This is a genomic window from Streptomyces sp. NPDC025651, assembly GCF_055558735.1.
In genome coordinates this window covers 41,006-53,368 of the sequence record NZ_JBVHLZ010000015.1, presented here as the reverse complement: position 1 = coordinate 53,368, position 12,363 = coordinate 41,006, and the positions used below count along the sequence as shown (strand labels likewise).

The 12,363-nt window shown below is 72.7% G+C and carries 17 protein-coding genes; 8 read left to right on the top strand and 9 right to left on the bottom strand.

Features of this window, described 5'->3' with window-relative positions:
* The first annotated feature begins 122 nt into the window (after positions 1 to 122).
* Both ACZ4D5_RS37925 and ACZ4D5_RS37920 read left to right on the top strand, forming a co-directional pair.
* On the top strand, positions 123 to 356 hold the full coding sequence (locus tag ACZ4D5_RS37925) for a hypothetical protein (protein WP_467777025.1): 234 nt from the start codon (positions 123 to 125) through the stop codon (positions 354 to 356).
* A 136-nt stretch (positions 357 to 492) separates the two neighbouring features.
* Positions 493 to 684 carry a CsbD family protein gene (locus ACZ4D5_RS37920; RefSeq protein WP_467777024.1) on the top strand — a complete coding sequence of 64 codons (192 nt, stop codon included), beginning with the start codon at positions 493 to 495 and terminating at the stop codon, positions 682 to 684.
* Positions 685 to 798: 114 nt separating this feature from the next.
* Here ACZ4D5_RS37920 and ACZ4D5_RS37915 read toward each other — a convergent pair whose 3' ends face one another.
* The 3 genes from ACZ4D5_RS37915 to ACZ4D5_RS37905 form a co-directional block, all read right to left on the bottom strand.
* A complete protein-coding gene (locus ACZ4D5_RS37915; protein WP_467777023.1) occupies positions 799 to 969 on the bottom strand; it encodes a hypothetical protein in 171 nt (56 codons plus the stop codon).
* 286 nt (positions 970 to 1,255) lie between these two features.
* Positions 1,256 to 2,218, bottom strand: coding sequence for a pentapeptide repeat-containing protein (locus ACZ4D5_RS37910; RefSeq protein ID WP_467777022.1), 963 nt, complete (start codon positions 2,216 to 2,218; stop codon positions 1,256 to 1,258).
* A 125-nt stretch (positions 2,219 to 2,343) separates the two neighbouring features.
* A complete protein-coding gene (locus tag ACZ4D5_RS37905) occupies positions 2,344 to 2,421 on the bottom strand; it encodes a 50S ribosomal protein bL37 (RefSeq protein ID WP_467560784.1) in 78 nt (25 codons plus the stop codon).
* A gap of 189 nt (positions 2,422 to 2,610) precedes the next feature.
* Here ACZ4D5_RS37905 and ACZ4D5_RS37900 point away from each other — a divergent pair, with 189 nt between their 5' ends.
* A complete protein-coding gene (locus ACZ4D5_RS37900) occupies positions 2,611 to 2,760 on the top strand; it encodes a hypothetical protein (protein ID WP_467777021.1) in 150 nt (49 codons plus the stop codon).
* An 18-nt stretch (positions 2,761 to 2,778) separates the two neighbouring features.
* Here the strand turns inward: ACZ4D5_RS37900 and ACZ4D5_RS37895 are convergent, their stop codons facing one another.
* Positions 2,779 to 3,420 carry an HAD-IA family hydrolase gene (locus ACZ4D5_RS37895; RefSeq protein WP_467777020.1) on the bottom strand — a complete coding sequence of 214 codons (642 nt, stop codon included), beginning with the start codon at positions 3,418 to 3,420 and terminating at the stop codon, positions 2,779 to 2,781.
* Positions 3,421 to 3,510: 90 nt separating this feature from the next.
* On the opposite strand from ACZ4D5_RS37895, the gene ACZ4D5_RS37890 reads away from it, so the two are divergent.
* Positions 3,511 to 4,014, top strand: a complete 504-nt coding sequence (locus tag ACZ4D5_RS37890) for a nuclear transport factor 2 family protein (protein ID WP_467777019.1) — start codon at positions 3,511 to 3,513, stop codon at positions 4,012 to 4,014.
* Between the two features lie 170 nt (positions 4,015 to 4,184).
* Positions 4,185 to 5,924, top strand: coding sequence for an apolipoprotein N-acyltransferase (gene lnt, locus ACZ4D5_RS37885; RefSeq protein WP_467777018.1), 1,740 nt, complete (start codon positions 4,185 to 4,187; stop codon positions 5,922 to 5,924).
* Here the strand turns inward: lnt and ACZ4D5_RS37880 are convergent.
* Together ACZ4D5_RS37880 and ACZ4D5_RS37875 are read right to left on the bottom strand one after the other, a co-directional pair.
* The gene (locus ACZ4D5_RS37880; protein WP_467777017.1) at positions 5,842 to 6,753 is read right to left on the bottom strand and encodes a Gfo/Idh/MocA family protein; all 912 of its coding nucleotides are present in this window, start codon (positions 6,751 to 6,753) and stop codon (positions 5,842 to 5,844) included. The two genes, lnt and ACZ4D5_RS37880, sit on opposite strands and share 83 nt — an antisense overlap.
* Positions 6,754 to 6,784: 31 nt before the next feature.
* Complete coding sequence (locus tag ACZ4D5_RS37875) at positions 6,785 to 8,029, bottom strand: FAD-dependent monooxygenase (protein ID WP_467777016.1); 1,245 nt, start codon at positions 8,027 to 8,029, stop codon at positions 6,785 to 6,787.
* A 123-nt stretch (positions 8,030 to 8,152) separates the two neighbouring features.
* Here ACZ4D5_RS37875 and ACZ4D5_RS37870 point away from each other — a divergent pair, with 123 nt between their 5' ends.
* Both ACZ4D5_RS37870 and ACZ4D5_RS37865 read left to right on the top strand, forming a co-directional pair.
* A complete protein-coding gene (locus ACZ4D5_RS37870; protein ID WP_467777015.1) occupies positions 8,153 to 8,746 on the top strand; it encodes a TetR/AcrR family transcriptional regulator in 594 nt (197 codons plus the stop codon).
* Between the two features lie 236 nt (positions 8,747 to 8,982).
* Complete coding sequence (locus tag ACZ4D5_RS37865) at positions 8,983 to 9,465, top strand: hypothetical protein (RefSeq protein ID WP_467777014.1); 483 nt, start codon at positions 8,983 to 8,985, stop codon at positions 9,463 to 9,465.
* 92 nt (positions 9,466 to 9,557) lie between these two features.
* Here ACZ4D5_RS37865 and ACZ4D5_RS37860 read toward each other — a convergent pair whose 3' ends face one another.
* Both ACZ4D5_RS37860 and ACZ4D5_RS37855 read right to left on the bottom strand, forming a co-directional pair.
* Entirely contained in the window at positions 9,558 to 10,046 is a 489-nt protein-coding gene (locus ACZ4D5_RS37860; RefSeq protein WP_467777013.1) for a hypothetical protein, read from the bottom strand.
* Between the two features lie 97 nt (positions 10,047 to 10,143).
* The gene (locus tag ACZ4D5_RS37855) at positions 10,144 to 11,124 is read right to left on the bottom strand and encodes a helix-turn-helix transcriptional regulator (RefSeq protein WP_467777012.1); all 981 of its coding nucleotides are present in this window, start codon (positions 11,122 to 11,124) and stop codon (positions 10,144 to 10,146) included.
* 102 nt (positions 11,125 to 11,226) lie between these two features.
* Between ACZ4D5_RS37855 and ACZ4D5_RS37850 the strand changes: the two genes are divergently transcribed.
* Positions 11,227 to 11,637: a DUF3224 domain-containing protein gene (locus ACZ4D5_RS37850; protein ID WP_467777011.1), complete on the top strand. Its 411-nt coding sequence runs from the start codon at positions 11,227 to 11,229 to the stop codon at positions 11,635 to 11,637.
* Between the two features lie 39 nt (positions 11,638 to 11,676).
* On the opposite strand, the gene ung is transcribed toward ACZ4D5_RS37850, so the two are convergent.
* The gene (gene ung / locus ACZ4D5_RS37845; protein ID WP_467777010.1) at positions 11,677 to 12,360 is read right to left on the bottom strand and encodes a uracil-DNA glycosylase; all 684 of its coding nucleotides are present in this window, start codon (positions 12,358 to 12,360) and stop codon (positions 11,677 to 11,679) included.
* Positions 12,361 to 12,363 lie beyond the last annotated feature (3 nt).

Here is a 12,363-nt window from a genome sequence, read left to right as displayed (position 1 = left end):
CGGGCGGGGTACGTGAAGAAGTCGTGGAGGCGGCTTAAGATTCCGCAGTGGCGATTGAACTCTCAACTGAACTGACTGATCTGCAGCAGGCCGCTGACGCGGCGCACGCTCGCCTCCTTGACGTGCAGAAACGTCTCGGCACACGCAAGCTCCTGGACGGCACCGAAGAGAAAGTGCCGACGTCCGAGTGGACCGCGGAGCAGCACGCCGAGTGGAACGCCGCCTGGGTCGAGTGGTTCGAAGCCGCCAAGGAAGCACAGGCGAAGATCGCCGAGTCCAGGGAGTCGCGGCTCGCCGTCGAGGCCGAGCTGAAGCGCCGCTTGCGCCACCCCGAGCCGGACGGGGACACGGCCTAGAGCCGCCGGCTCGCGCCGCTCGGCTTCGGGTTCCACGACGTGGACGGCGGTCACGGAGCGCGACCTTCCAACAGGCGAGGGGCGGGCTCCCGGCCTACGTTGATCGGGTACCCGACCGCCACCGTAGGGAGTAGTCATGGGTGACGACGGCAACATGGACAAGCTCAAGGGCAAGGCCAAGGAGATGCTCGGGAAGGTCACCGGCGACGAGCGCAAGGAAGCCGAGGGCCGGACGGACCAGGCCAAGGGCGGCGTCAAGGACGCGATGGACTCCTTGAAGGACCGCGCCGAGGGCGTGAAGGACTCCCTGAAGCGCGACGACTCCTGACCACCGCCTCTGAAGCCCCGCCGTCACCGGCGGGGCTTTGGTGTGCGGCCAGGAGCGGCAGCGACAGGGCGGGCGGACGTGCGGGGTGCGGCGGGCGGCGGGCGGCGGGCTGGACTAGCCGTCGTCGGACGCGTCGCGCCTGCGCCGCCGCAACGGCGCCGTCACCCACATCGTCAGCCCGACGAGCGACAGAATCACCACCCCGCCGATCACAGTCACAGCGCCCCCGATCACCAGAAACGTGAGGAGCAGTTCCCCGAGACCCGGCTCGTCGCCCATCGCCATCGTGCTCCCACCCTGCCCCATGCCGCTGAGGACGCTTCTCGGCAGGCATACGCTCCAGGGGTGTCCACCGAGCATGGAGCGGGTCACCGTGGACCGGCGGCACCGTCCGCCCGAGCCGCCGGGGTCGGCAGCGCCGTCGGCGCCGAGCGCCTTCACCCTTGCCCTGGCTCTCGCCCGCCGACGGCCGCCGACGCAGCCGGGACGGGGTCCCGGTCCCGGCTGCCGCACGGTTCTTTTCCATCCGAGTCGCCGATTCAGATGCAGGGCACATGGGTTCGACGTCAGGTCAAGCAGGCCCCTGATGCGGATTCTCCTGTTCGGGAGCGCTGTTCGTGCCCGCGTCCGGGTCGGTGACGACCTCGTTGAACTCCGGCATTCCCGCGGGCACTTGCTCCATCGAGAAGTGGGCCTTGCGCAGATACGCCCCGTGGAACCGCGTCGCGAGCGCGTAGCTTCCCCTGAAGTCCGCCTCGGGGGCCCAGGCCTCGGAGAAGTCCGCGTGGTGGAGGTTGGCACCGCGCAGATCCGCGCCTGCCAGGCGGGCCCTGGTGAAGTCGGCGTGGGACAGGTCCAGGGACGCGAGGTTGGTGCGCCTCAGGTCCAGGCGTGTCGCCTCTTCCCGGGGCGGGCGGCGCCCCAGGACCGTCACCGCCGCCTGGACCACTTCGTCCGGGCGCGGGAAGAAGCCGTCCCGAGGTGCGTGTTGCCTGATGAACGCCGCCAGGACCGCCACGATCGTCGCGTGGTCCTTCTCGCTGTCGCGCATCGTCCGTTCGAGGCTGTAGATGCCGCCCAGGCGTTGCGTGTCGCCGTCCGAGCTGAGGAGCTTGATCGCTTCCACGTAGCGGTCGGTCACCTGCGCCTCGCGGGCGAGGTCGGCCTGCTCCCTGTCCTTGGCCTGCGTGTGGGCGAACTGTTCCTGCGCGTGCTCGAATTGACGCTGCGCCAGCTGGAACTGCTCCTGCGCCTGCTGCAGTTGCCGCCGGTCCAGTGCGTGCTTCTTGTGCGTGTACCAGAGGCCGAGTGCGGCGATGGCTCCGGCGACGATCGCGATCAGCGCGGTGCGGAGTCCCGTGATGATGATGCCGGCCGCGGGGACGAGCTCGCCGTTCCGGTCCTCGACCCGGTCGCCCTCCACCAGCCAGGGCACCTGGACGACAGCGGTGACCATCGCCCCCGCGCCGATGACGACCAGAGCGGCGACCGCCGCCCGCTGCCCTGGCCTGAATCTCTTCCCGGGTTCCTCCATGCCCGGCATCATGTCCGGCGCCGGGGCGCCTCAGCGCCCCTTTGTCACATTCGTAGGGGCCCCTTTGCCACATCCGCAGGGGGCCGCCGTACGACATTCACAGGGGGCCGCGCACGCGGCGCCCGTCAGGACTGGGGCCGTCGGCCGTGGTTGGCCGCGTGCTTGCGGCGGGCCTTCTTCTTGCGGCGTCGCTTCGAGGACATGGCGCCACCAACCTCTCCCGGTAGGGGATGGGACATTCCTTCCGATTCATACCGTTCCACACCGTTCTGGGCACGGCGACCGGACGGGACGATCACGTGGCGGAGGTGTGCGGTAGCTGACAGTTCCGATTGTCGTAGCCATCCCCTAGGCTTGACGCCATGCCCTTAACCCCACCACCCCATGGTTCCGTGCGGTCTTCCGTCGAACTGAACGAGCGGATCCGCGGCCTGTGGCTGCGCGCCGGCGGCCGACTCACCGCCGAACAGCGCAGAGAGTACGAGCAGTTGGTGACGGAGTGGGCGGCCGCTGTCCGCGAAGAGGTGGTGAAGGCCGCCTAGGACCGCGGCGAAGGCGGCCTAGGAGCGCAGGAAGGCGTCGAGCCTGTTCAGCGTGTCCTCCACGCCCGTATGGACATGGCCGACCATCCCGAGCGCCCGCGCGGCCTCGACGTTCTCCGCCACGTCGTCGACGAACAGCGTCCGGGCAGGCTCCGTACCCGTCCGCCGCACGGCGATCTCGTAGATGCGGAGGTCCGGCTTGGCGCAGCCCACCTCGCAGGACAGGACCAGATGGTCGGCGATGTCGAGGAGCCCGGTGTCGGTCATCCTCGTCCGCAGGCTCGGCCACGTATTGCTGACGACGGCGGTAGCCACGCCCTCCGTACGCCCAGGAAGGCCCTGCCGGCCTCGCCAGCCCTCCCTGTCCCGCCCGCCCCGCAACCCCCTCAACTCCCTCATCCGCCCCACGAGTCGCTCGTCCCACGTCTCCCGCGCCGCCAGGTCCCGCCGCACCTCGGCGACCAGCTCCGCGCCGATCCCCAGCCGCCGCCCGACCGTGTGCCACCACGCGTCCTCGGTGACGACGCCGATCAGGACACCGGATTCGTTGCCTTCATAGAGTGCCGCCAGGAAGGCCTGCGCCGAGATCCCGAGCCTCGCGCCCCACTCCCGCGCCGCGGCCGGCAGGTACTCCCGGACCAGCACTCCGCCGACATCCATCAGAACACCCTTGGTCCTCACTCCCCCACGCTAACTCTTCCTCCCTGCAAGCCCCTTGGCTCGGCACCGCCCGTGCCCAACACTGAGCCGATGACGCAGCGTGTGGAACTCGCAGCCGTGATCGACCGGTTGGCGATCGACGCCCTCATCACCGACTACGCCGTGACCGTCGACGACGGCGACTGGAACGGCTACCGACAGCTCTTCGCCCCCGGCGGACGCGCCGACTACCGCTCCGCGGGCGGCATCGAAGGAGGAGTCGACGAGATCGCCGCATGGCTCGCGGAGACGATGCGGCTGTTCCCGATGCGCCAACACCTGATAACCAACCGCAAGTTGGACTTCGGGACGCTCGACCAGGACGTGGGCGACACCGCGCACGTCCAGGCCGACTACGTGAACCCCATGCGTCTCGCTGCGGCCGACGCCGCCGCCCCGGCCACGGGCACGGCACCGGACTTCGTCTGCGGCGGCCGCTACTCCTTCGCGCTCCTGCGTACACACAGCGGCTGGCGGCTGCGCCACGTGGTCGTCACGGAGAAGTGGCGCCGCACTGCCGACGAACGGCATCGGGAGACGGCCTCCGACGCATGACGTCCGACGTATGACACCCGCCGTATGACACCCGCCGTATGGCATCCGACGCACGACACCCAGCGCACGACATCCAGCGCATGGACCAACGCCCACTGTCCTAGATCGTCGGCGACGCGCACACTGGTGGCACGGCACGACCTGGCGTCGGGGACCGAGGGAGGCGCTGCATGGACCTGTTCGGCGACGACCGGTGGGGGCGGCTGAGGCGGCGCGCCGTGCCGCTGCTCGCGTCGCGCCGGTGGCGCGGCGCCGCCGCCGTCACGGCCGGGGCGCTCCCCGCCCTGGCCTTCCCCGCCCCGTCGCTGTGGTGGTTCGCGTACGTCGCGCTGGTGCCGTGGATCCTGCTCGCGAGGTCGGCCCCGACCGGGCGCCGCGCCGCGCTCGACGGCTGGCTCGGCGGCCTCGGCTTCATGCTGGCGGTGCACCACTGGCTGGTGCCGAGCCTGCATGTGTTCACGGTCGTCATCGCCGCGCTGCTCGGCCTGCTGTGGGCGCCGTGGGGCTGGCTGGCGCGGCGTTACCTCGGCGGCGCGCCGACGCGCGGGCGGGCCGCGGTCGCGCTCCTAATGCTGCCCTCGGCCTGGCTGATGGTCGAACTGGTCAGGTCCTGGGAGGGGTTGGGCGGGCCGTGGGGTCTGCTCGGGGCCAGCCAGTGGCAGGTGGGACCGGCGCTGCGGCTCGTGTCGGTGGGCGGGGTGTGGCTGGTCAGCGCGCTGGTCGTGGCCATGAACACCGCGGTCGCGCTGCTGGTCGTCGCTGCGGCCGAGCACACCGCCACGACCACGCGCACCGCCACCACCGCACACACCCCTACCAGCGCACGCACCCCCACCACCACACGCATCCCCACGACCGCAGGCACCCCCACGCCCCCTCGGCCCCCCGCGGGCACCGCGGCCGCCCCCGCCCTGGCGGGCCTGCTCGCCGTGGCCGCCGCGACCACCGCCGCCTGGGCGTGGGCACCGCGCCCCGAAGCCGCGGGGCACACCCGGATCGCCGTCGTCCAGCCCGGCGTCATCAACGGCATCGCGGGCGCCGACAAGCGCTTCGCTCGCGAGGAGGCGCTGACCCGCACGCTTGCGGGCCAGGACCTGGACCTCGTCGTCTGGGGCGAGAGCAGCGTCGGCTTCGACCTGGCCGATCGGCCCGACGTCGCGCGCCGGATCGCCGCGCTCTCCCGCGAGGTCGGCGCGGACATCCTGGTGAACGTCGACGCGCGCCGCTCCGACCGGCCCGGCATCTTCAAGAGCTCCGTCCTGGTGGGCCCGCAGGGACCGACCGGCGACCGCTACGACAAGATGCGGCTCGTCCCCTTCGGCGAGTACGTTCCCGCGCGCTCCCTGCTCGGCTGGGCCACGTCGGTCGGCAAGGCGGCGGGCGAGGACCGCAGGCGCGGCGACCGGCAGGTGGTGATGGACGCGGGGGACGGCCTGCGCGTCGGCCCGCTGGTCTGCTTCGAGTCGGCGTTCCCCGACATGAGCCGCCGGCTCACGCGCGACGGCGCCCAGGTGCTCCTCGCCCAGTCCGCCACGTCGTCGTTCCAGGACAGCTGGGCGCCGCGGCAGCACGCCTCGCTCGCGGCGCTGCGGGCCGCCGAGACGGGCCGCCCGATGGTGCACGCCACGCTCACCGGGGTCTCCGCGGTGCACGCCCCGGACGGTTCACGCGTCGGCACCCCGCTCGGCACCTCGGCGAGCGCCGCCGAGGTGTACGACGTGCCGCTGGCCAAGGGCACGACGGCGTACGTGAGGTGGGGCGACTGGCCGGTGCACATCGCGGTGCTCGTGCTCGCCGCCCTGTGCGCGGCCGAGGGCGCGCGGTCCCTCAGGCGCCCCGCCGCTGTTCCTGAACGGCACGGACCACGCGCTCGCACAGTTCATGGGTCGCCAGCGCGTCCCGGGCGCTGAGCACCTTGCCCGCGCGCACGGCGTCGAGGAAGGCGAGCACCACCTGCTCGATGCCGCGCTGGCGGGCCACCGGCACCCAGTCACCGCGCCGCCGCACGCTGGGCTGGCCCTTGTGGTCGATGACCTCGGCGAGGTTGACCACCTGCCGCTTGGTGTCCTGACCGGAGACCTCAAGGATCTCCTCGGTGGAGCCGCTGAGCCGGTTCATCATGCCGATCGCGACGAACCCGTCACCGGCCAGCTGGAGCACCACGTGCTGCATGAGCCCGTCCTCGACGCGGGCGCGCACGGTGACGTCGTCGACGGGCCCCGGCGCCAGGAACCGCAGCGTGTCCACGACGTGGATGAAGTCGTCGAGGACGAGCGTGCGCGGGTCCTCCGGCAGCCCGACGCGGTTCTTCTGCATCAGGATCACCTCGCGCGGGTGCTCCACGCATTGCGCGTACCCGGGTGCGTAACGGCGGTTGAAGCCGACGGCGAGGCTGACGCCGCGCTCCTCCGCGAGGTCCACGAGCCGCTCGGAGTCGGCGAGCTCGTACGCGATGGGCTTGTCGACGTAGGTCGGCACGCCCGCTTCGACGAGGCGGGTGACGATCTCCGGGTGCACGGCGGTCGGCGCGTGCACGAACGCGGCGTCCAGCCCCTGGGCGAGCAGCGCGTCCAGGTCGGTGTGGCAGCGCTCCTCGGGGATGTGGTGGACGCCTGCGACGCGGGCGAGCGTCGCGGGCGTACGCGTCTGCAGGTGCAGTTCGACGCCGGGCAGGGTGGTGAGGACGGGCAGATACGCCTTCTGCGCGATGTCACCGAGTCCGATGCAGCCGATCTTCACCCTTGTCTCCCTACCGACCACTACCACTGGCCTACCGCTGTGCTGGCTCGCGACCCGTCGCCTCCGTGCTGGGCTGGAGGGCTCCGGTCGCCGTTCCCGCAGCATACGGGGCCTGCGGAGGACGCCAGTCGGCGATGGAGGAGAAGCTGCGCATGAGGAGGTTCGGGCCGAGCCGCGACGCCGCCGAGACAAGGGTGTTGCGTACGGCGATGAGCGGGGCGCTGGTGAGGTGCGTGACGCGGGAGGCGCGGGCGGCGCGCTCGACGATCTCCGTGGTGCGCGGGACGCGTGCCGCGCTGTAGGCGGCGAGTCCCGCGGCGAGGTCGTTGCCGGGCGCCGCGTGGTGGGCGAGGACGACGCCGTCCTCGATGGCCTGGTTGCCGCCCTGGCCGAGGCTCGGCGTCATGGCGTGCGCGGCGTCCCCGACGAGGGCGACGCGGCCGCGGTGGAAGCGGGCGAGCGGCGTCGGCAGATGGCGGACGTCGTTGCGCAGGACGTCCTGCGCGCGGACGGCTGCGATCATCTCGGGGATGGGGTCGTGCCAGTCGGCGAAGCGGCGCTCCAGCTCGGCCTTCTCGTTGTCGGGCGCCCTGCCGCCCTCGGGCAGCCGGGCCGTGGCGTACGCGTACACCCGGCCGTCCTTCAGCGGCTGGGTGCCCCATACGCCGCCGCGGCCCCAGGTCTCGTGCGGCGCGAAGGCCCGTCCCGGCGCGGGGATGACGAAGCGCCATGTGGTGAACCCCGCGTACACGGTCCCGGGGTGGGCCGGGAAGAGCGCCGTGCGCACGGCGGAGTTGATGCCGTCGGCGCCGACGACGAGGTCCGCCTCGACGTCGCCGTCGCCGGTGGTGACGACGGCGCGGCGGTCGGGGCCGCCGGGGTCCGTGAGGCGGGCCCGCGTGCCGGTGCGCAGCGTCCCCTCGGGCAGCGCGGAGACGAGCAGGTCGACGAGGGTCGCGCGGTGCAGCATGACCAGGGATCCGCCGTACGCCGCCTCGGCCTCGGCCGCGCTCGTGCGCACCAGCCAGCGGCCGTTCTGGGCCCGCATGCCGCCGTCGCCCTGCCAGGCGGCCAGCGCGCGGACCCGGTCGCCGAGGCCCAGGGTGTCCAGGGCGCGCTGGGAGTTGGGGGCGAGACCGATGCCCGCGCCGACCGGCTCCAGCGTGGCGGCACGCTCAAGGACCGTGACGCTCCACCCGGACGCGTGCAGGCCGATGGCCGCGGTGAGCCCGCCGATGCCGCCGCCGATGACGACTGCGTGGGGCTGTTGCTTCATGGCTCCTCCTCTGCGGTGCCGTACGCGGCCGCCGCGTACGCGTCACCCACCCGCTCACTACAGCTGTAGTGAGCGACGACATGACCGTACTACAGCTGTAGTGAGCCGGGTAAGGTTTCCGCCATGTCCGTACGCAGCACGGGTGCTCCCCGCACCGAACTCATCGCCGACACCGCCCTCGCCCTGCTCGCCGAGCGCGGCATGCGCGGCCTCACCCATAGGGCCGTCGACGAGGCGGCGGGGCTGCCGCAGGGCTCGACGTCCAACCACGCGCGCACCCGGCTCGCCCTCCTGGAGGCGGCGGTGCGGCGGCAGGCCGAGCGGGAGAGCGAGGTCCTCGACCCCGCCGGGATGCCGGACCCGGCGGCCGGCCTGGAGACGCTGGCCGCGGGACTCGCCCTGGCCCTGCACCGCTACCTGACCGGCGACTACCGCCAACTGCTCGTGTCCCGCTACGAGTTGGCCCTTGAGGCCACCCGCAGGCCGGAGCTCCGCAGCTTCTACGACGCGACGGGCGCCCAGTTCCGCGAGCCCCTGGTGGCCCTGCTCCGCGCCGCGGGCTCCCGCGAACCCGAGCGCCACACGCTCTCCCTGGTGGCGTGGTGCGAGGGCCTGATGTTCTCGTGCGTGGCCGGTTCGTACCACGCGACGGTGCCGTCCGAGGAGGAGCTGCGGAGGGGCGCGGGGGAGCTGCTGCGGGGGATGCTGAACGGGTGAGCGGGGCCGGGGCCCGGACCCGAGTCTGGGCCCGGACCTGACCTGGGCCTGGACCTGACCTGGGCCTGGGCCTGGGCGAGCGCCAGGGGGTCTACCCGACGCACCCGCACCCGGCGCAAGGGAAGGCGCGCAGGGGGGGCGGGCTAGCCACCCCGCACGCCCACCCCGTCACCCGTGCGGGGCAACGTCACCGCGTTCCCGCACCGAACACCCCCGGCCACCGCAGAGTTGTGCGGGTGCACCGAACGACGACCACCGCCGCGCTCCTCGTCTCCGTGGCCGTCACGACCGCCGCCTCGGCCGCCGTCTCCGGCTGTGTGAGCGTCGAGCGGCCCGACGGAGCCCGCCCCGCGGCCGCCACCGCACCCCCTCCCGGCCCCCGCGCCGAGGGGAAGGACCGGCCGCAGATCGTGCAGGCCCCGGCCCGGGAGGCCCTGGAGCGCATGGGCCCGCCCCGCCGGCGCTCCGCACCGCCGAGCAAGACCGCCGCCGCCACCGGGCCCCGCCCGGACACCGCGCCGCCCGGATCCCCGCGCCCCACGCCCCCGCCGGCACGCAGGCCCGCGGCGTCACGACCGGACGCGGGCGCCACCCGCCCCGCCCCTTCCCGCACGAGCGCGGCCCCCGGCACGGACGTGTGCGCGCTGGGCGAGGCGTACGGCAACTGGCGGCCGGACAGCCCTCAGGCGGTCATCTGCCGCGAGACGTACGGGCGTTGACCCCAGAACCCCGCCCCAGCCTTCACTTCCTCTCCCCTCTCAGAAGCTCACCCCTCCCCCCCTCAGAAGCTCACCCCCCTCCCCTCCGAAGCTCACTCCTCCTCGCTCCCCTCCCCCACCTGCCGCTCAAGGCGGGCGATGGCCGCCTTGATCCCGTTCCCGTACCCGTCGTCCTCCAGGGAGCCCACCGCGCCGCGGGCCCGGCGCAGATGGCTGCGGGCGGCTTCCGGGCGGCCCAGTTTCACGTAGTCCGCGGCCAGGTTGAGGTGCAGGGAGGGGTAGAAACCGCGCACCGCGAGCGACCTGTGGTGTTCGTTCAGCCGCTCGTCGGTGAGCTCGTCCGCCGCCGACAACGCCCGCAGGTCCCACGCCAGTTCGTCCGAGGGGTCCTCCTGCGTGTCCGCCATGTAGTGCGCGAGCGTGCAGCGGTGCAGCGGGTCGCCGTCCTCGCCGATCTCCCCCCACAGACCGAGGAAGCGGTCCTGCGCCTCCTCGCGGTCACCGCCGTGATGCAGCATGACCGCCTGCCCGATCCGCGTCATCATCGCGTCCTCCGCCGTCTGCTCCTGCTGCTCCGTCACCGGGTCCTCCGTGGTCGTGCGGCCGACTCCCCCATCCCTGACGACGCTAGCGGCCACCACTGACAATCCCGGTCAGGCACGTTCGCGGGCGGGCCGCTCACGCGTACCGCTGGGCCAGCCCGGTGACGCTCCTGGCCACATCGGCGCGCAGCTCGGGCGGCCCGAGCACCTCCGCCTCCAGGCCGAGCCGGAGGATGTCGCTCACCGCCACCGGCAGTTCCTCCACGTCGAGATCCACCTCCGCCCAGCCGTCCGGGTCCGGCGCGCCCGCCCCCTCCACGGCACGCACCCCCGCCGCCCCGAACATCGCGGGCAGCAGCCGCAGCCCCGACGGGGAGACCCGCAGCCGCGCCGTGCCCCGCAGCACCCGCGCCTCCAGGCCGCGCGAGGCCTCGTCCCAGTACGCCGCGAGATCGAAGCCGTCGGGGCGGTCGCAGGGCTCCTCCGCCACGGTCGCCGCCAGGAACCGCGACACCCGATACGTACGTACGTCGCTATGCGTACGTGCGCCGCCGTCGGCGGACGCCACCAGGTACCAGTTGCCCGCCTTGAGCACGAGGCCCAACGGATGGAGATCGCGCCGGACTTCGCCGCCCCAGCGCCGGTAGTGCGCGCGCAGGACCTGCTGCCGCCAGACGGCGTCGGCGACCACGTCGAGCAGCGGCGCCGGGTCCGCGGTGCGGAACCACGCGGCCGCATCCAGGTGGAAGCGCTCCTGGATGCGCCGCGACCGCTCAGCGAGCCCGGCGGGCAGCGCGGCGGCCAACTTCAGCTGAGCGGTGGCCAGCTCCGCGCCGAGCCCCAGGTCGGCGGCGGCCCCCGGCATCCCGGCGAGCGCCAGCGAGTCGGCCTCGTCGTCAGTGAGGCCCGTGAGCCGGGTCCGATAGCCGTCGAGCAGCCGGAAGCCGCCCGTCGGTCCGCGCTCGGCGTAGACGGGCACTCCGGACGCGGCGAGCGCCTCGGCGTCCCGGTAGACGGTCCTGACCGAGACCTCAAGCTCCTCGGCGAGCTCGGGCCCGGTCATGCGTCCGCGGTTCTGGAGCAGCAGGAGAAGGGCCAGGAGCCGGTCGGCGCGCATGCCGCCCAAGTCTGCCCCAGTACCTGACAGAAGGTGTCAGGTACCGCTGTGAGCATCTTCTCCAGAGCGGCCTGACCGGGCCCTCGGCACAGAGGAGACCTCATGACTCACCAGACCACCGGCACCTTCACCTTCGTCCACTGGGACGAGAAGCCCGTCGCCGGCGCGGACGGCGGCGCCCGCATCGCGCACGCCGCCGTCACCAACGACTACGCCGGCGCCGTCGCGGCGGCGGGCGCCTCCTGCGAGTACTCCATCGCGTACACGAGCGAGACGGTCGGCAGCTTCGTCGGCCACGAGTTCATCGACGGCACCCTCGAAGGCCGCAGGGGCTCGTTCGTCATCGAGCAGCGCGGTTCCTTCGGCGCCGACGGCGTCATCGAGTGCGCCTTCACCGTGCTGCCCGGCTCGGCGACCGGCGAGCTGACGGGGCTCACCGGTACCGGTTCGTTCACGGCGCGGGGCGGCCAGCACACCACTCCGTACTCCCTGACGTACGCCCTTGAGGGCTGACGTACGCCACCGAGGGCTGGCGTACGACGCCGAGGACGCTCAGCCGAGGTCCGGGATCCGCCAGTCGATCGGCTCGTGCCCCTGCGCCGCCACCGCTTCGTTGATCTGCGTGAAGGGGTGCGAGCCGAAGAACTTCTTCGCGGACAGCGGTGAGGGGTGCGCGCCCTTGACGACCACGTGCCGCTCCTCGTCGATCAGGGGGAGCTTCTTCTGGGCGTAGTTCCCCCACAGCACGAAGACGGCGGGGTCGGGGCGGTCGGCCACCGCGCGGATCACCGCGTCCGTGAACTTCTCCCAGCCCTTGCCCTTGTGGGAGTTGGCCTCGCCCGCGCGGACCGTCAGGACCGCGTTCAACAGGAGGACGCCCTGCTGGGCCCACGGCATCAGATAGCCGTTGTCCGGCACGGGGTGGCCGAGCTCCTCCTTCATCTCCTTGTAGATGTTCCGCAGCGAGGGCGGGGTCTTCACACCGGGGCGCACGGAGAAGCAGAGGCCGTGGCCCTGCCCCTCGCCGTGGTACGGGTCCTGGCCGAGGACCAGGACCTTCACCTCGTCGTACGGCGTCGCGTCGAGGGCGGCGAAGACCTCGTCACGCGGAGGGTAGACGGGACCCTTCGACCGCTCCTGTTCGACGAACTCGGTGAGCTCCTCGAAGTAGGGCTTCTGCAGCTCCTCGCCGAGGACTCCGCGCCAGGACGCGGGCAGCATGGCGATGTCGGTCACGTC

Excerpts from the sequence above, each read along its gene's own strand:
- ACZ4D5_RS37920 (WP_467777024.1), top strand. The coding sequence starts at position 493 with ATGGGTGACGACGGCAACATGGACAAGCTCAAGGGCAAGGCCAAGGAG.
- ACZ4D5_RS37915 (WP_467777023.1), bottom strand. The coding sequence starts at position 969 with ATGGCGATGGGCGACGAGCCGGGTCTCGGGGAACTGCTCCTCACGTTT.
- ACZ4D5_RS37910 (WP_467777022.1), bottom strand. The coding sequence starts at position 2,218 with ATGGAGGAACCCGGGAAGAGATTCAGGCCAGGGCAGCGGGCGGCGGTC.
- ACZ4D5_RS37905 (WP_467560784.1), bottom strand. The coding sequence starts at position 2,421 with ATGTCCTCGAAGCGACGCCGCAAGAAGAAGGCCCGCCGCAAGCACGCG.
- ACZ4D5_RS37895 (WP_467777020.1), bottom strand. The coding sequence starts at position 3,420 with ATGGATGTCGGCGGAGTGCTGGTCCGGGAGTACCTGCCGGCCGCGGCG.
- ACZ4D5_RS37890 (WP_467777019.1), top strand. The coding sequence starts at position 3,511 with ATGACGCAGCGTGTGGAACTCGCAGCCGTGATCGACCGGTTGGCGATC.
- lnt (WP_467777018.1), top strand. The coding sequence starts at position 4,185 with ATGGACCTGTTCGGCGACGACCGGTGGGGGCGGCTGAGGCGGCGCGCC.
- ACZ4D5_RS37875 (WP_467777016.1), bottom strand. The coding sequence starts at position 8,029 with ATGAAGCAACAGCCCCACGCAGTCGTCATCGGCGGCGGCATCGGCGGG.
- ACZ4D5_RS37870 (WP_467777015.1), top strand. The coding sequence starts at position 8,153 with ATGTCCGTACGCAGCACGGGTGCTCCCCGCACCGAACTCATCGCCGAC.
- ACZ4D5_RS37855 (WP_467777012.1), bottom strand. The coding sequence starts at position 11,124 with ATGCGCGCCGACCGGCTCCTGGCCCTTCTCCTGCTGCTCCAGAACCGC.
- ACZ4D5_RS37850 (WP_467777011.1), top strand. The coding sequence starts at position 11,227 with ATGACTCACCAGACCACCGGCACCTTCACCTTCGTCCACTGGGACGAG.